Origin of the sequence: Nisaea sp. (assembly GCF_040217065.1) — a bacterium.
In the GTDB taxonomy this organism is placed as follows: domain Bacteria; phylum Pseudomonadota; class Alphaproteobacteria; order Thalassobaculales; family Thalassobaculaceae; genus Nisaea.
In genome coordinates, this window is sequence record NZ_JAVJNX010000003.1 from 75,962 (window position 1) to 93,152 (window position 17,191).

Annotated in this window: 15 protein-coding genes; 5 read left to right on the forward strand and 10 right to left on the reverse strand. The window is 60.0% G+C overall.

The annotated features are described in order from the left end of the window. Nucleotides 1-42 precede the first annotated feature (42 nt). From RH950_RS01335 to RH950_RS01350, 4 genes are all read right to left on the reverse strand, one after another. Nucleotides 43-1,656 carry a calcium-binding protein gene (locus tag RH950_RS01335; protein WP_350052928.1) on the reverse strand — a complete coding sequence of 538 codons (1,614 nt, stop codon included), beginning with the start codon at nucleotides 1,654-1,656 and terminating at the stop codon, nucleotides 43-45. A gap of 456 nt (nucleotides 1,657-2,112) precedes the next feature. Further along, nucleotides 2,113-4,011 (reverse strand): hypothetical protein, encoded by a 1,899-nt coding sequence (locus RH950_RS01340; protein WP_350052930.1) that lies wholly within the window; start codon nucleotides 4,009-4,011, stop codon nucleotides 2,113-2,115. A gap of 23 nt (nucleotides 4,012-4,034) precedes the next feature. Beyond that, on the reverse strand, nucleotides 4,035-5,111 hold the full coding sequence (locus RH950_RS01345) for a Gfo/Idh/MocA family protein (RefSeq protein WP_350052932.1): 1,077 nt from the start codon (nucleotides 5,109-5,111) through the stop codon (nucleotides 4,035-4,037). A gap of 66 nt (nucleotides 5,112-5,177) precedes the next feature. After that, on the reverse strand, nucleotides 5,178-6,194 hold the full coding sequence (locus RH950_RS01350) for an NAD-dependent epimerase/dehydratase family protein (protein WP_350052934.1): 1,017 nt from the start codon (nucleotides 6,192-6,194) through the stop codon (nucleotides 5,178-5,180). A 123-nt stretch (nucleotides 6,195-6,317) separates the two neighbouring features. On the opposite strand from RH950_RS01350, the gene RH950_RS01355 reads away from it, so the two are divergent. From RH950_RS01355 to RH950_RS01370, 4 genes are all read left to right on the forward strand, one after another. Next, on the forward strand, nucleotides 6,318-6,758 hold the full coding sequence (locus RH950_RS01355) for a hypothetical protein (protein ID WP_350052936.1): 441 nt from the start codon (nucleotides 6,318-6,320) through the stop codon (nucleotides 6,756-6,758). A 133-nt stretch (nucleotides 6,759-6,891) separates the two neighbouring features. Next, complete coding sequence (locus tag RH950_RS01360) at nucleotides 6,892-7,263, forward strand: hypothetical protein (protein WP_350052938.1); 372 nt, start codon at nucleotides 6,892-6,894, stop codon at nucleotides 7,261-7,263. A gap of 33 nt (nucleotides 7,264-7,296) precedes the next feature. Continuing rightward, nucleotides 7,297-8,499 (forward strand): glycosyltransferase family 4 protein, encoded by a 1,203-nt coding sequence (locus RH950_RS01365; RefSeq protein ID WP_350052940.1) that lies wholly within the window; start codon nucleotides 7,297-7,299, stop codon nucleotides 8,497-8,499. Next, complete coding sequence (locus RH950_RS01370) at nucleotides 8,486-9,592, forward strand: glycosyltransferase (RefSeq protein ID WP_350052942.1); 1,107 nt, start codon at nucleotides 8,486-8,488, stop codon at nucleotides 9,590-9,592. The genes RH950_RS01365 and RH950_RS01370 overlap by 14 nt, the downstream gene beginning before the upstream one ends. Here RH950_RS01370 and RH950_RS01375 read toward each other — a convergent pair. The 6 genes from RH950_RS01375 to RH950_RS01400 all read right to left on the reverse strand — a co-directional run bounded on the left by RH950_RS01375 (nucleotide 9,581) and on the right by RH950_RS01400 (nucleotide 16,249). After that, complete coding sequence (locus tag RH950_RS01375; RefSeq protein WP_350052944.1) at nucleotides 9,581-10,501, reverse strand: glycosyltransferase; 921 nt, start codon at nucleotides 10,499-10,501, stop codon at nucleotides 9,581-9,583. The two genes, RH950_RS01370 and RH950_RS01375, sit on opposite strands and share 12 nt — an antisense overlap. Beyond that, nucleotides 10,498-11,469, reverse strand: a complete 972-nt coding sequence (locus RH950_RS01380) for a glycosyltransferase (protein WP_350052946.1) — start codon at nucleotides 11,467-11,469, stop codon at nucleotides 10,498-10,500. The genes RH950_RS01375 and RH950_RS01380 overlap by 4 nt, the downstream gene beginning before the upstream one ends. After that, complete coding sequence (gene neuC / locus RH950_RS01385; protein ID WP_350052948.1) at nucleotides 11,453-12,610, reverse strand: UDP-N-acetylglucosamine 2-epimerase; 1,158 nt, start codon at nucleotides 12,608-12,610, stop codon at nucleotides 11,453-11,455. Before neuC ends, RH950_RS01380 begins: the two co-directional genes overlap by 17 nt. A gap of 4 nt (nucleotides 12,611-12,614) precedes the next feature. Then, nucleotides 12,615-13,799 carry a LegC family aminotransferase gene (locus RH950_RS01390; RefSeq protein WP_350052950.1) on the reverse strand — a complete coding sequence of 395 codons (1,185 nt, stop codon included), beginning with the start codon at nucleotides 13,797-13,799 and terminating at the stop codon, nucleotides 12,615-12,617. Then, nucleotides 13,799-14,797, reverse strand: coding sequence for a GDP-mannose 4,6-dehydratase (locus RH950_RS01395; RefSeq protein ID WP_350052952.1), 999 nt, complete (start codon nucleotides 14,795-14,797; stop codon nucleotides 13,799-13,801). The genes RH950_RS01390 and RH950_RS01395 overlap by 1 nt, the downstream gene beginning before the upstream one ends. Nucleotides 14,798-14,920: 123 nt before the next feature. Beyond that, a complete protein-coding gene (locus tag RH950_RS01400; protein WP_350052954.1) occupies nucleotides 14,921-16,249 on the reverse strand; it encodes a nucleotide sugar dehydrogenase in 1,329 nt (442 codons plus the stop codon). 54 nt (nucleotides 16,250-16,303) lie between these two features. Here RH950_RS01400 and RH950_RS01405 point away from each other — a divergent pair, with 54 nt between their 5' ends. After that, a complete protein-coding gene (locus tag RH950_RS01405) occupies nucleotides 16,304-17,170 on the forward strand; it encodes a phytanoyl-CoA dioxygenase family protein (protein WP_350052956.1) in 867 nt (288 codons plus the stop codon). The last annotated feature ends 21 nt before the right edge of the window (nucleotides 17,171-17,191 follow it).

The following is a 17,191-nucleotide window of genomic DNA, read 5'->3' on the forward strand; positions in this document are numbered from 1 at the left end:
CCAAACTGGCCCGCCCGCTCATATTAAAGTTGGCCGTACGACTTAGCTGAAAGTGAAGTCGTTCAGATCCAGCGTGGTAACACCGGTCACCCGGATCACCGTGTAGTCACTCGTACCGGAGCCGTTAATTGCAACGGTGACCTCACCGGTGCCAGCTTTCTGGACAAGGCTGTTGGTACCACCGGTAAGCGTCGTGGAAACCTGGAACGCCGGGGTCAGACCGCCGGAGAAGCCGAAGCCAGTCAGGTGAATCTTGTCGCTGCCATCTTCGAAGCTGAAGACGATCGCAACAGTGCTGTTCCCATCACCAACGGAGCCACCAGCAGCAGCCTGGATCACGAAGGTATCATTGCCGGCACCGCCGTACAGTGAATCTTCGCTGGCGCTCGAGGACGAGCCAGCCATGCCATACATGACATCATTTCCGTCCGAACCATACAGGACATCTGACCCGCCGGTGGATCCATACATGATATCATTGCCGGCACCACCTGACATCAGGTCGCTGCCACCTGTACCGCCTGTGGCGTACATGATGTCATCACCGTCATCACCGAACAGAGTATCGTTGACGGCACTGCCGGCAACCATGCTGTCGTTACCGGTACCGCCATAAAGCAGAACAGCGGAGGTGTTGGTCAAAGCACTGAGAGTATCGTCGCCAGCGCCACCATATAGCGTGTCACCGCCGATCGAACCACCGATCAGATCGTTACCGGCATCGCCGAAGATAACATCGCTTTCTGAGCCACCGTTCAGGGAGTCGTTGCCGTCGCCGCCATACAGGGTATCGGCTCCAGCCGAACCAAAGATGCTGTCAACACCGTTATTGCCATGCAACAGATCGTTGCCGTCACCACCGGAGATCACATCATTGTCCGCGCCACCGAAGATGGTGTCGAGGCCAGCAGCGCCGAGAAGAGTGTCAACACCAGCGTTACCGTAAATCAAGTCGTTGCCGCCGGCACCAGTGATGGCGTCATTGTCGGCACCACCGAAGGCAATACCACCCGTGCCCATGACAATCGTGTCAAGGCCCGCTCCGCCATACAGAGTATCTGCACCACCAGAGCCGACAATGTTATCAGCGCCCATGTTTCCGTAGATCAGATCGGCATCCGCACCGCCGGAAATGTTGTCGTTATCCTGACCGCCGAAAATCGTATCCGAACCGGCACCGCCGAGAATGGAGTCGCGACCAGAATTACCATATATCAAGTCTGTACCGGCATCGCCGGAAACGGTGTCGTTACCGCCGCCACCAAAGACTGTATCGGAACCGTCACCAGCAGTGATGGAGTCGTTTCCGAGGTTACCGTACAGCGTATCGGCGCCGGAGTTACCGTCGATAGTGTCATTACCCTGGCCGCCATAGACCACATCCGAGTCGCCATCGGCGAGAATGCTGTCATCGGCAAGGTTTCCGTAAAGAATGTCGTTACCGTCGGAACCGGAGAGCGTGTCCTGCCCTTGACCACCAAACATGGTGTCCGCGCCGGACCCGCCGAGAAGAGTATCGGTACCTGTGTTACCATAGACGAGATCCGCACCACCAAGCGCAGAAACAATATCCGAACCACCGAGTGCGGTGATCTGATCGGAATTGCCTGTGCCAGTAATCGTATCCGTCGAACTGGTGCCCGTTATCGTTGCCATTACAACCCCCTAGTTAGCATCAAAGCTACACCAAACCGTTCTGGGTTAGCTTTGGTGCTGCAGGTGGATTTCGTCAACCAAAAAATCCTGCACACCAAGCGAACGCCAGTCCTATTGCTAGCCGCGACGAAACGGCTCGCGAGATTTATTACACCGCTTGCCCAATGAACGCAAGCGGTTACCGGACAATTTTAGAGCGGGAAAATACCGCTGCCGGTGATCTCGCAGGCGCTCGCTCAGTAATCCGGGCAAGGCGTAGTCACTCACCACTAAATCTTTTAAATCAAACAGTTATGTAGAAATTTATCTCTTTTAAGTCGATCTTACCGGAACCGGGACGAATTCTACGCCCCCTCAAATACGCCGAAGCCAGATCGATCAAGGGGAAATCCAACCCGTAACCGTGTCTTCTCGGCAACAGATTACACACCGATCGGATATACAGTCCGGCGAAAACTACTGAAGCGCGTCGCGTACCGCGCGACATATGGACTCCGGATCCTTGCTGGAGGGTGGCCAAAGCAAGGTTGCATACGGCAGCATCGCTGAATGTTGCGCACCGACGCGATAGCGCCAGTCACGCTGAACTGGTTGCAGCAATGCCACAGACCGGGTCCCGACCGCACTCGCCATCGGGACGATCGCCGTGGCCAAGGTAACAACCACGTCGACGGCCGCCAAGGCATCCGTGAGCCCGAGCAAATCGTCACGCACGTCGAAGTCAGGCCGCACAACCCGCTCTTCACCAAAAAGCCCCACCAAGACACTCCACTCCTCGTCCGCCATACCATATTGCAGCGGGAGGAAAACGGCATCTCCAACATCCAGGAGGGCTGAAAATCTCTCGATCTCTATGGAAAATGATCGATGCTGCAGCGGCTTTGTACTGCGCCAAGCGAGGCCGATGAGCCGCACGGCCGTGCCACCTGTCAGCCGATGCCTGACTGCCGCCACCCGGTCGGGGGCCGGCCGCAGCCAGCCTGCGGGTGTCTGCCGCTCGGCGAGGCCCATGCGATGCGGGAGGCTGAGGAGCGGCAACTGCGCCTGGAAATCCGAGATATCAACAGGTGTATCGAGTCGTCTCGGCACGGGTGTGACAGAAGGGAAGCTTCGCCTCACAAGCGGCACCAGACGCGCATCGATTTCCACCGTAAACTGCTCGGGACGAGCAGCGAGCGCTTCTAGATAGGCCAGTCCCCAGATTTCGTCCCCGACCCCCTGCTCGCCCCAAAGCAGTATCTTTCCGTCTGAAGACTGGTCTGGCTCCCAGAGCGGCAGGTCGTAGGACGCACACGGCCAGAGTGTGCGCTCGGTCGACGACGTCTCCACCGGCGCATACCACCTGTCCTCATAGGCCGCCAAACCTTCAAGGTAACGGCCTGACTTAAGCAGCATAATAGCGAGATTGTTTCTGAAACGCAGGTCATCCGGGGATGCCGCAGCGGCCCGGCGCATATTATCTAGGGCGTGCCTGACGCTACCAAGGTCGTGAAGCACTGTGCCATAGGTAAAATAGCGCATTCCGTTGCCCGGCTCGAGAACCACCAGCCGCCGGGCAATCGTCAGTGCCTCCGTAAGCTGTCCAGTACGTTCGAGAATCGCCGCCCGGTTGGCAATAGTGGCAAGCGCTCCAGGTGCGAGAATGTCAGCCCGGTCGAGCAACCCAGTCGCGCGCGCGAAAGCGCGCTCTTCGATAAAATAGCCTGCCGCCGCGATATGGGCGTTGAGGCTAGCCGGATTGCAGACGAGTTCACGGCAATAACAACGGCAACTTTCATCGTTTTTGTTTAAACACTGTAAAAGAACTCCTCTCAGCCGCCAAATGTCACCAGTCAAAGCAGACGATTGAAGAATTTTCTCAACAACCTCAAGCGGCTCAAAGATCTGACCACGCGACACCTGGCGTTCAATCTGACCTGTCCCCATTTCGCCAGAGGCACCGAGCATCCAGGCGCACGACTGAAACTTCCATCGTTTTGCACTGCCCGGCATCAATGCAGAGAGATTCGCATAGCTGCGTGGAGAACCTGGCTCAAGCAGCGCAGCGCGCCTCAGGCTGCGGACTGCCTGACTGCCTTTGTCTGTCTGTATATGCAGGTTCGAAAGATTGATGTGCAGACGAAAGTCATCCGGAATCAGAACCAGTGCCCGAAACAGCGACAGCCGCTTTCGATCCAGTCCACCGCTGGCAAGTGCCGCCCAACGCATACCGTCAGATGGGTTCAGAATGGCAAGAACCTGAAGAGCGACGCGCTTTTCGTCGCCCGCAAGGTCCCCATGAGAGAGCCGGCTCAACAGCAGGGTTTGAAACTCATCCGTTGGACTTTCGCCACGCCGGCCCGTTTTGGTGGTCATCTGATCATTGCCATAGCCGTGATCTAGAGCCCGAGACGCTCGGACTTCGGAGCATCCTTCAGAGCGACCCAACCGCCGACCTCCATGCTCCGGTAAAGGGCATGGAGAAAGGCGAGCGCCTTGCTGCCCTCGTCTACCGAAACGGGCACATCCGTCTTTCCGGCGCGCCAGCAATCGATCACCTCGCGAATATAGGGGCCGTGCCCGAGACCGTAGCTGGTCGGGACCTCCTGTGAAAACCTCGCCTGCACGTCTTCGTCCCCGGCCTGCGGCTCGATCGACTCCCAAGTCTCGACCAGATTGATCGCCCGGCCGCCGACCTTGGCCAGCGCCTTGTCGCCTACAATATGGAGCGAGGCCTCGAAATCCCGCGGCCGCGCCGCCGTCGTGGCCTCGATAGTCCCCATGGCGCCGTTCTCGAACCGGACGATCGCGGTCGCGGTATCCTCGGCTTCGAGCCTGTTGATCACGGCCCGGCCCTGGGCGCAGACCGCCTCGATCGGGCCACCGAGCCAACGCATGGCATCGAGATGGTGGATGGCCTGCTGGGACAGCACCCCGCCATCCATCCGCCAGCGGCCATGCCACGGATCGTCGTAATAGGACTGGTCCCGGCTCCAGTGCACCCGGACGCCGACGGAGACCAGTGTGCCGAACCGGCCTTCGTCTACGGCATCACGCAGAAAGCGCATCGCCGGATTGTAGCGATTCTGTTTGATCTCGGCGCAGATCAGTCCGCGCTCGCGGGCGATCTTCGACAACTCCTCGGCATGCTCGAGACGCAGAGCGACCGGCTTTTCGACGATCACGTTGATCCCGGCCTCGAGCGCTTTCTTTGCGTGCTCGTAGTGATTTCCCGACTCGGTCAGGATGCACAGCAGATCAGGCTTTTCCGAAAGCAGCGCATCCATGTCGGCCACCACCGGGCTGCCGCCGATATCACCGGCGAAGGAGTCCGATTTGGACCGATCGAGATCCGTCACCGCCACGACATCCGCGATATCCGTCAACTCGTCGCGAAAAACCTCCCGGTACCGCGCCGAAACCCGACCGCATCCCAGAACCCCGATCCGCGCCCGATTCGCCCTGCTCGCTTCCATCCTCGCCTCACTCCACTTGCTTTGACCATATTATCGAACGACGTTGCCGACCTGCACTTTCTCGCGTCAGGACTTCTCGCCGTCGCCCAGATAGGCGAACCAGGTTTTGGTCGCATCCGCGATCGAATCCGGATCCCAGAGCGGGGCGTCCTTCCAGCGTTCGATATCGGCAAGCATCAGCGCCACACCGTCCTCGAAGGACACTTCCGGCGCCCAGCCGAGTTCGCTCTGCAGCTTCGTGATATCTGCCCAGGTCACATCAGGCTCGCCCGGCCGTTTCGGAACATAGACAACCTCGCCGCCGATCAGTTCGACCAGCCTGTTGATCGACTGCGGATTGCCGCCGCCGGCATTGTAGATCTCGCCGCTCTTCTCCGTCAGCGCGGCCGCATGAAATGCCCGTGCCAGATCGGACGCGTAGATGAAATCCCTGCGCTGCGTTCCATCCCCGACCACCGTGAAGGGCTTGCCCGCGAGTTTCTGCCGCAGGAACACGCCAAACACGGCGCCATAGGCGCCGGTCGTCCGAACCCGCGTGCCGTAGGCGTTGAAGATCCGGACCGAATTGGCAGGCAACCCGTAAACCTGGTGCCAGTGCAGCACGGCCTGTTCGCCCTGATATTTGCTCAGGGCATAGGGGTATTGCGGTTGTGCCGGATGCGACTCGGCGGTCGGCGTATCCGCCAGTCCGTAGCAGGAGGACGAGGCGGCGTAGACAAACTTCTCGACTTTGGCCGCGCGCGCGCATTCCAGGACATGGACCGTGCCCTGGGCGTTCGTCATCATGTAATCGACGGGCCGCTCGATCGAAGGCACGATGTCGCCGATTCCGGCGAAGTGATAGACGAGTCGCGCACCGTCGAAGGCGGGTTTCATGGCGTCGGCGTCCCGGATGTCCACCTCGAAGATTTTCAGATTCGGATTGTCCGCATGATGCTTCAGGTTCGATCGGTGACCGCCGACGAAATTGTCGACAACATGCACGTGGAACCCCTCGACCAGCAAAAGGTCGACCATATGGCTGCCAATAAAACCGGCCCCGCCGGTGACGACCGCAATCCCGCGTTTGCTGTTTCCCACCATCGAATCCAAATCCTGCTGTTGAATTTCGCGCGCATCTTCAAGATAACTCGCTGCTTAGCACAGGATATGGCAATTCGGACAGTATGACCCAAATCGCCGTGTCTGACACAGGACAGGCGCGCAATGCCGAGCAAGTGGGTTCTCGAATCCGATCTGATTTTCCTGGAGCCGGCTGCGCGATTTGCCGGGCTCAACCCGAATGCCGTTCGCGCCTATCCGGGGCCAACGAGGGTCGCCGCCCTGATCTATCCGACTCCCTTCTGCCAAAAGTCCATCGACTTCATGCGCACCTTGTCGCACCTCGTTGCCCGGAACCGCAGTTTCGAGCTGTTTCTGGTCACGGTAAATTCGGAAAGCGATCTGCGGGAAACGGACCGGACGCGCATCTATCCGGTGCTGGACGACCAGACCATTGCGCTGCTGGCGACGATCAACGAGTCCGACAGCTTGAGCCTGGCGGAGCAAAGCCGCCGGGTGGAGGATGTTCTGGAGCGGTTGAAACGGCGCGCATCGAACGCATTGCGGGACGAAATTGCCCGTTTGTATGACAAAGACGGGCGCTGATATTCTCTGAAGATCGGAGTACCGTGTCATGCCGCCCCCTTGAACGGAAACACTGCATCGACTAATGAACACGCACGGGCTCCTCGGGCGCCAGCAAGCAACCGACGCGGAACCACTATCAGATCAGGTCCCTATGAAACAGATCCTTGCAACCATTGCTCTCGTGTTGAGCCTCGCAGCCTGCACGTCAGAGGAAGAAGCCATCGATGGTCGGTGGATCGGCACGATTTCTGACGAAGCGCGCAGAGAGCTCCGGATTGAAGGCAAAATAGCCGGCGACGCATTTGTCGTGGTGTTCGAGCCCGACATCATTCACCTGAACGACACGGTTCGAAAAGCTGAATATCTGTCACACAAGGGGCGGACGCTGGTCAAATTCAAAAACGAGAACCGCGTCATGACGATATATTTCGACGAGGATCACAAGACCAAGATCCGGATGACCGCCGTCAGCTATTTCCGGGCAAAGATCTACGAGTTCGAACTGCACCGTGACGGCGACTAACGGAAGAATTCCAGTGTAGGGCCTCGCCAAAGCATGAGATCAAAATACATCGGAATTGCGTGGTCCGTCTTCCTCAAATCGGGTTGGGGAATCTACGGCTACCAGATCGCCCGGCATCTGGGCTTGAAGACGAAATTCACCCCGGTGATGCTTGAAGACATCGGCTTGGATGCCTGCGACACGCTGGAATCTGCACTGATATCCAATGTAATTGAAAGGCCTCTGCAACAGCGCCCCGATAGCCTGATCCCATTCAAGGGCACCGGCAAACGCCTCCCTTTTCCCGTCCTACATGCGCGCGGCGGGGACGTCCGACCACAGTTTTCGAAACACTCGCGTGGAGTTCTCGGTTCTCGCAACCACGCGCTGACTTTTTTCGAGAACGCAAATGTCCGGAAGTCGGACGTGGAGATTTACAACAACTTTGCCAGTGTAACAGCAGGTTCGACCTGGAATGGCGATCTGCTGAAGGCTGCGGGTGTCGAAAAAACCGGCGTGATTTTCCAAGGCGTTGATCCGTCGCAATTTCATCCGGCCCCCAAGAAAGGCCTGTTCGACAGGCGCTTCGTGATTTTCGCCGGCGGAAAAATGGAATTCCGGAAAGGGCAGGACATCGCTTTGGCCGCTTTGAAGATATTTATCGACCGGCATCCTGAAACGCTTCTCATATGTGTTTGGGGCAATCAATGGCCCAATAGCTGGTCCTACGGGCAGTTTGCCCAATCGCCGCATATCGATTCTGTGCCATTATCCGATGCAACCGGACAATTCCCGCTCAATAAATGGTTTGGAGCTTTCGGTCTGGATCGCCGCAATACATATGCCTTCGGCAACTACCCTCATAGTGAGACCCAAGGATTGATGCGTGAAGCCGATGTCGCCTTGTTCCCCAACCGGTGCGAGGGAGGCACAAACCTGGTTGCGATGGAGGCCATGGCCTGCGGGATTCCAACCATTCTGTCCAGCAACACCGGGCATCTCGACATCATTCACGACGGGGCCTGCCTGCCACTCCGCTCCCAGTCGCCCGTGCCGTCGCCGGCACCAGGCTTCGATACGTCCGGTTGGGGCGAGTCCTCGGTCGAGGAAATCGTCGAGGCCCTGGAGTTCGTCTATCAGAACCGTGATGCTGCAGCCGCGATCGGCCTGCACGGCGCCCAGAAGATGCATGAACTTACCTGGGACCGGCAGGTCAGTGAATTGCTCACATTTATCGAATCTTATGGCCTCTCCTGAAGCCAGCACGGCTTCCCGTGACAACCAGCCGGTTCATGCGATCGGATGGTTCGACGGGCGCTTCGGTTACAATGTCCACACCCGGAATTTTTTCGAATGCTTGTCGAGAATTTTACCTGTCGTGGCCTCCCCGCTGATTGGTCATGACGGACCGTGGCGCGAGGATCGCGCCGCGTTGCAAGAGCTTCCGAAACTCCTTCCGCGTGCGAGCATCGCTCTTCTCTATGGCGACATGATGGACATCCTGGACGGCGCTCCGGGCCGGCGGATCGCTTATACAGTCTGGGAATCAACGGAGTTTCCGCCCGGCTGGCTGGACAAGCTCAAACGCGCAGACAAGATCTGGATCCCGACGGCTTGGGGCCATTCGGTGCTCATTGATAACGGCATTTCGGCTGACCAGGTGCAGGTCGTCCCTGAAGGAGTCGATCCACAGCTGTTCAATCCGGAAATCCCACCGACCGACGCGCTGAAGGCATTTAGCGGATTCAAGTTTCTGAATGTCGGGCGCTTTGAAGCGCGCAAGGGCACACAGCTTTTAATCGAAAGCTTCGACAGAGAATTCGGCCCGAATGACGATGTCCGCCTGGTCCTCGCATGTGACAATCATCATGATCCGGAATTCGATATTGCCCGCATTCTGCGTGATCTTTGGCTTCAGCGCCCGGATCGGATCGTTGTCATCCCGCCAGTGCGGAGTCATACTCGGTTCGCCGAGCTCTATCGGGCATGCGATGCATTCGTTTCCCCGTTCCGCGCTGAAGGGTGGGGATTACCGGTCAGCGAAGCCATGGCCTGCGGATTACCCGTGATCGCAACGAACTATAGTGGACCAACCGGTTTTCTGGACGAGTCAGCTTATAAGCTTTCCTACAAACTGGTGCCGATTGAAGATGACTATTATCGGTCCGCGGCCAATGTCGGGGGATTCTGGGCGGAACCGAGTCGCACCCATCTCAGAAAACTGATGCGCGAAATCTACGAAAACTCGGAAGAATCGGCTCGGCGTGGGCGCGCTGGTTCCCGCCACATCCTGGAAAACTTCACCTGGATGGACGCAGCGCGAACCGCAAGCAACCTACTATCGGACTAAGTGCGCGCGTTCGATCAGCCGTCTCCAGACCTCGAGATTTCCGGGGAACGTAGCGTCGACGCTGTTATTTTTTGCAACGGCTGACGCCCCGTCGATAAGCCGCCGGCGCCATGCCGGGTCGGCCTCCAGACGGCTGAGTCCAGCAGACAATTCCTCGGCAATGATCTCGAGCGTTGCGCTATTGATCCAGATCCCGTTTTCCGCGTCGGCAATACCGGATAGGCCTCCGCCATGCGACCCGGCGACGACCACACCCGACGCCATCGCATCCATCAGGGGGATTGCAGATCCGCAGAGGCTCCGAAAAGAGAACAATGTATCGCAGCGCGCAAGATCGTCGCGCCAGCGCTCAGGCATCTCGGAATCCAAGTGAACCCATTGACAGTCAACAAGTTCCGGCATTCTGCGTATCAGGACACTCTTGACGAAGTCGATTACGAGTCGCCCTGCCCCGAAACAGCCGATTAGAGGTCTTCCGGAGCTTGCCAACGGCGGCCCGACATGATCGTCGCATCCGATATAATTCGCAGAAACCGTTATTGTTTCGACCGGTTTTCCCAACGCGAATTTCTGCAGCATTTGCCCTGCAGCCATCCCCGGCACCAACGTTTCGACGACAAGACTGGAAGTCCGAACCCAAGTCTGGCCAATCATAAAAAAGGCATAGGGGTTCCATATCAGAGGAGCGTGTGGGATCCGGCGCTCGTCGAGATGGCGGCGCAGAAACTTGCGGCATTCGATATCGAATACAGCAACCGTCCCACTGTTAGGAAGAGCAGGTGACTGATCTGAAAATTCGTACAAATCGGCTTCCAGCCCTTCGGCGCGCAACCGATCAATCTGTCCCTGATAAAAGCGGCGCTTTTCCGCGGGTACCGGTTCTCCCTCGGCCAGAACAAAGGCAATCACAGGAAAGATCTCCAGAACGCGAGAAGCGCGTCATCCATGGCCTGGTGCGTATATCCGCCTATGGTCCGCCGACCGGACTCGACAAGTTCCGCAAAGGCACCCGCATCCGCACGCAGTGACGAAACTGTCTCGGCAAGCAAGGGAACCAGATTGTCCGGCGTCGCCTCGTCGTACCAACGACCATTTTCCGGCGTTGCGTAGTCGAGACCACCGCCACCGTGATAACCGACAACCACGCAACCGTTAGCCATGGCTTCAAGCGGAGGGAGTCCAAGCCCCTCATTCCGGCTGAGTGAGAGAAAAACCGCACTCTCCGCCATTATGGCCGCAACCTCGTCGGGATGCTTGTCATGGATGCTGATAAAGGGCGTGTCGGCGATCTCCGGATAAAGATACCGGAACCGGTATGTGATAGTGCCGCATTCGACCAGACGCTTACGGGGCATGTAACAAATCTGGACTTTCTTCACGAATCGCTCGCTCCTGCCGGGCCGGATCGGCGGACGAATGATGATCGGATCGGCAACCCCGTGGACGCTCCGCAAGTGGGCCGCAATGGGCTCGGATACACAGTTGAAAGCGTCAATCGGGAAATCCGCCAACCGCTCGTGCGGCTGCAGTGTCCCGCCAAGGAAATAATGATTCTGACAAAAGAAGACCCGCCTCACCGGCATCGCCAAGAAACGATCAAAAACTTCCCGGGGAAGCGAGTCGTGAAGAACGAGAATATCGTCGGGTGAGATTGCCAACTGATTGCTGTTCTCGAAAACCGCATCCTGGTCGACCCATCGGGGAAGCCCTTTCTCATGCAGGCTGGCCAATTTTGCGTCGAATCCTGCGCGCCGTAGACTTGCGACGTGGGCCGCCTGCACGATCACGCCGCCAATGGGCAGGTCGAGATTCTTCACCGTAACGTAGATTATCTGGACCATGGATTTCCGATGAATCGAATCATTCTGACGGATCAAAGTAACGCTTCATGCCGAGCCCGGAAAAAGGCACCGCAGCCAGAAGGCGTTCTACGATACTGTCTGTCGCCCGTCCGTCGCCGTAAGGATTGATCGTACCCGCGCAATCCATCATCGCTGCTCGGGCAATCGCATCGGCTATGGCATGCCGTTCCGGAGGACAGTCGATCACCGAAGCCGCCCGGAGCCGTCCGTCCTGACGCGAGCCGATATTTACCGTCGGAATACCGAAGGACGGCGCTTCATAAAGCCCGCTGGACGAGTTTCCGACGACGATCGATGCGTGCCGCAATACCGAGAGATAGAGCATCTGGCCAAGAGACTTGCGGGCAAGGATATGTGAGGAACGGGCCGCTGTTTCCTCGAGGACTCGGTTGAGAGCCTCTCCACCGGTATCCGCATTGGCGTATGTAATCAGCGAAACATGATCATCCGGAAGCGCCTCAAGCGCGGCGAGCAGCTCTTCGAACTGCTCCACCGGTGCGCCCTTGTCAGCCGTCGCCGGATGGAAAGTGACAACGAGCAGATGCGCCCCCAGCGGCACACCTACACGCTCAGCCACCTCGTCACGGGACAGCAGATTGAGCGACTGGATCGAGTCGAGCGCCGGCGATCCCGTCGTCAGAACCATCGCCGGATCTTCGCCCATCCGAATCAAACGCGCGCTGGCCTCATCGTTGGTGGTGAAATGCAGATGGGAGAATTTCGAGATTGCATGACGCAGGCCATCGTCGAGCGAACCCGACGTCACGTCACCGCCAGCGATATGGGCGATCGGGATATTCAGGAGATATGCGGCCGCGGCCGCCGCAAAGGTCTCGAAACGGTCGCCCAGCAACAGCACAAGATCCGGCCTTTTCCTCTCCCAGGCCCGGGTAAAACCGGCCATCGCAGCACTGGTCGAGAGCGCGATCTCCGCATGGCTGCCGCCGGTCGCGTCGCAATCGATCCTGCCCGCAACAGCGAACCCGGCGGACTCAACCTCTTCAACCGTATTGCCGAAGCGCGGCGACAGGTGCATGCCCGTAACATAGAGATCGAGCGCGAATTCCGGCGCCGCCAGAATGGCTTCATAGACCGGCTTCTGGATGCCGAAATCAGCGCGGCTGCCGGTCACGCCGGCGATGGTTTGAACCTGCACGCTATCAGATCCCACGACCCAGTTTCGGACTGCTCGGCAGATTGACGATGCGATCCACCAGCTCTTCGGTAACCGTGAGCGACGCCTGCGGGCAATCGCTGTTGAAAGACAGCTCGTGCATTGGCGTCCAGCAGGGACGGGCCTGGATGCCGTCCGCATTCAGCGCCTCCAGCAGTGCCTCGCGCGCTGCCCGGTCCGGAACCATGACCACATTCAGCCAGTAGTTGCTCTCGCAGCCCTCCGGCTGACCGAAAAACTGTGCGTCCGGCAGATGCGCCAGCGCCGTGCGATAGCGTTCCGCCAGCACCCGCTTTTCCGCCAGGAATTGCGGCAGCATTTCGAACTGGGCGCAACCGAGCGCCGCGTTCAGGTTCGGCAGCCGGTAATTATAGCCGACCTCGTCATGGTCAAAGGCCCAGCGGTGCGGCAGTTTCGCCGTCGTTGTCAGGTGTTTCAGCCGCTTTGCCAGGGCTTCGTCGTCGGTGACAACCGCGCCGCCACCGCCGGTCGTGATCGTCTTGTTGCCGTTGAAACTGACGGCGGCCAGCTTGCCGCAACTTCCCATCAATCGGCCGTTCCGGGTCGAGCCGAGGCTTTCCGCCGCATCCTCGACCAGGTCCAGGTGCCAGCGTTCGGCAACCTCGACCAGCCGGTCCATCCGGACCGGGTGCCCGAACACATGCATCGGCACGACCGCGCTGATCCGGCGCCCCGTCCGGCGGTTATAGGTCGCGCCGTCGCGACTCTCGGCAATCTCCCCGAGATAGGCGTCGAGCGCATCCGGGTCGAGCCCGAGCGTTTCATGCTCGCTGTCGACGAAATGCGGCACCGCGCCGGCATGATGAACCGCATTGGCGGAGGCAACGAAGGTCAGGGCCTGGACCAGCACCTCGTCATCCCGCTGCACGCCGGCGGCGACCAGGGCGATGTGCAGGGCAGCCGTTCCGTTGACGCAGGCAATGCCGAAACGCGTTCCCGTCGCCTCTGCGCACAGGGCCTCGAAGCGGTCGACATAGGAGCCGACGGAGGAAACCCAGCCGGTATCGATGCAATCCTTCACATACTCCCATTCCCGGCCGATGAATTCCGGCTCGTGCAGGGGCAGCGGCCGGGTCTCGGGAAGCACGGACCGGACCGCGTCAACGATCGCCGACGGATCGAACGCACTGTTCTTCAGAAGCGCACTCATCAGACCTGGTACCCTTCGGGATAGCGGGCGAGATTGGCCGGATCGGAGAACCATTCGATGGTCTTCTCCAGCCCCTTGTCGAAGCCGGCCCGGCCGCCATGGGCCGGTGCCCAGCCGAGAATGTCCTCTGCCACCGAAACGCCGGCGAACAGCCGCTCAACCTCGCTTGCATCCGGCCGCATGCGCTCTTCGTCCGAGATGATTTCCACATTCCGCCCCATCACCCGGCCGATGGCGGCCGCCGTCTCGCCGATGGAGATCTCGAATCCGCTGCCGATATTGGTGACCCGCCCGATGGCGGCATCAGCCAGCATCGCAGCGGCGAATCCGGCGGCGGTATCCCGGACGAAGGTAAAGTCCCGGGTCGGTGAGGTCGCCCCGAGCCGGATTTCCTCGGCGCCGCGGGCAAGCTGGGTGATGATGGTCGGGATCACGGCCCGGGCGGACTGGCGCGGGCCGTAGGTGTTGAACGGGCGCAGGATTGCGACCGGCATGCCGAAGCTCTTCTCGTAGGACAGCGCCAGATGATCCGCCGCCGCCTTCGATGCCGCGTAGGGGCTCTGCGGGTTGACCGGATGTTCCTCGGTGATCGGCACGAACTGGGCGGTGCCATAGATCTCGCTGGTCGAGGTGCAGACGACGCGTTCCGTCTCCCAGAGACGGGCCGCCTCCAGCACGTTCAGCGTGCCGGTGACGTTTGTGTCGATATAGCTCTCGGGTGCCTTGTAGGAATAGGGAATCGCGATCAGGGCTGCCAGATGCAGGATGGCCGAGGCGCCTTTCGCCATGCCGACAACACAGCTCCGGTCGCGGATATCGCCGAGTTCGATCTGCAGCCCGCCGCGCAGCTCTTTCGGAATGGTCTCGAGCCATCCCGTCGAGCCGAAGGAATTGTAGAGCGCGAGCGCCCGGACTTCCCGGCCCTGTTCCAGAAGTGTTTCTACCAGATGCGAGCCGATGAACCCATCGGCGCCGGTCACCAGAACCGGACCCGTCATGCCTGTCCCCATATTGCACTCGCGCGCGGGCAAGGGCCCTCAGCGCATTGTCGCACGGACGATACAACAATCGGTTTGCGGCGCGAAGCCACGCAATTGTATCGATTTGACGCGACATGGTCGTCAGGCGGCGACGATATGCCCGCCTTCAAATCCCCGCGTCCGCATGGCGTTGCGGGTATCGACCACGAGGCGCGCATGTTCCGCGATCAGGCCGTACTCCACATCGTCGTGGTCGGTCACGATCAGCACGGCGTCCGCCGCCGCCAGCCGGTCCGCCGTCAGCGCCTCGCTCTTGCAGCCCGCGAGTGCACCGAATTCCCGGGAGGGCAGGATTTCCGGGATCCAGGGGTCGTGGAAGCCTGCCTGCGCCCCCGCGGCCCCGAGTTTCTCCAGAATGGTCAGGGCCGGGCTTTCGCGCTGGTCCGCCACGTTCTTCTTGTAGGCCATGCCGATCAGCAGGATGTCGGCGCCATTCAGCCCCTTGCCGGATTGCCGGTCCACCGCCTCGCGCAGCCGGTCGATGACGTAATCCGGCATGGCCCGGTTGATCTCGCCCGCAAGCTCGATGAAACGGGTCGACTGCCCGACGCTGCGGGCTTTCCAGGCGAGATAGAACGGATCGATCGGAATGCAGTGCCCGCCGAGGCCCGGGCCCGGATAGAAGGGCATATAGCCGAACGGCTTGGTCGAGGCCGCCTCGATGACTTCCCAGACATCGATATCCATGGCGCCGTAAATCACCTTCAGCTCGTTCACCAGCGCGATATTCACCGCCCGGAACACATTCTCGGTGATCTTCACCGCTTCCGCCGTCGCGGCGCTCGAGACCGGTACGACCTTGTCCAGCACGGCGCTGTAGAGCGCCACGGCAAGCTTTCCGGAAGCCTCGTCGACACCGCCGACCACCTTCGGGATCCGGCCGATGGAATAATGCGCGTTGCCGGGATCTTCCCGCTCCGGCGCGAAAGCGAGGAACAGATCCGTGCCGACCGTGCAGCCCCCATCTTCAAGAATTGGCCGCAGCACCTCGTCTGTTGTGCCGGGATAGGTCGTCGATTCCAGCACCACCAGCGCGCCCGGTTTCAGCACCGGCGCCAGCGCGGCGGCCGTATCGCGGACATAGCGCAGATCCGGGTCGCGCTCCGGCGTCAGCGGCGTCGGCACGCAGATCAGCACCGCGTCCGCATCGCCCAGATCGGCGATGTCCGCCGTGGCCCGGAAATCCCCCGAAGCGATCTGCGCGCCCAGCCCGTCCACCGGGATATGCGGCAGGTAGGAGCGCTCCGCCACCAGCGCCGTTATCTTCGCACCGTCGATATCGTAGCCGGTCACCCGGAACCCGGCCTTCAGGCAGGCCAGCGCCAGGGGCAGACCGACATAACCCAGCCCGATCACGCCGATCCGCGCGCTCTTGTCGGAAACTCTGTTGAGGAATGCTTGCACCGTCATGGGATCTGTCCGTAGCCTGAAGCAGGTTTACACGCAAGCACGGGAGAAGAGGCGATGGCCGGTCTCAGCGACGCGCAAAAGGACGCCTTCTGGCGCGACGGCTATCTCACTATCGAAAACGCGGTCTCGCCGGACCTGCTCGGACGGCTGCGCGATACGTTCAGCGGCTGGGTCGAGGAAAGCCGAGGCCATGCCGCGCCCTATGGCGAGACCATCAACAACAAGCCGCGTTTCGACGTGGAGCCCGGGCACAGCGCCGAGAAACCGGGCCTGCGCCGGGTCAACGCGCCGGTCGAGGTGTCCGAGGCCTATTACGAGGCGATGGCCTCCAGCCACATGACCGACTGCGTCGCCGACCTGATCGGCCCGAACCTGAAATTCCATCACTCCAAGATCAATTCAAAGCTGCCCGGCGGCGCCACCCAGGTGAAATGGCACCAGGACTTCCCCTTCACCCCGCACACCAATGACGACGTGATCACGGCGCTGCTGATGGTGGATGAGGTCACGGACGAGAACGGCCCGCTGGAAGTGCTCCCCGGCTCGCACAAGGGTGAGATTCACGGGCTCTGGCATGACGGTGTTTTCACCGGCGCGATCAACGATGCTGTTGCGGCTGAATGCCAGAAAAAGGCCGTCCGCAGTATCGGCCCGGCAGGCTCGGTCTGCCTGATGCACACAAGGCTGCTGCACGGCTCCGCCCCGAACCGCTCGGCAAACCCGCGCACGCTGTTCATCTCGGTCTATTCGGCGGAAGATTCAGTGCCGGTCTCGCCCAGCCCGATGCCGAACAGGTTCGAAGGCACCATCGTGCGCGGCGTCCGGACCGGCCGGGTGCGGTCGATCCCCTACGAGATCACTCTGCCGCAACTGCCTTCGACCGCGTCCTTCTTCGACCAGCAGGCGCAGCACAAGGCGTGAGTCCCGCTCCCAACCAGCAAC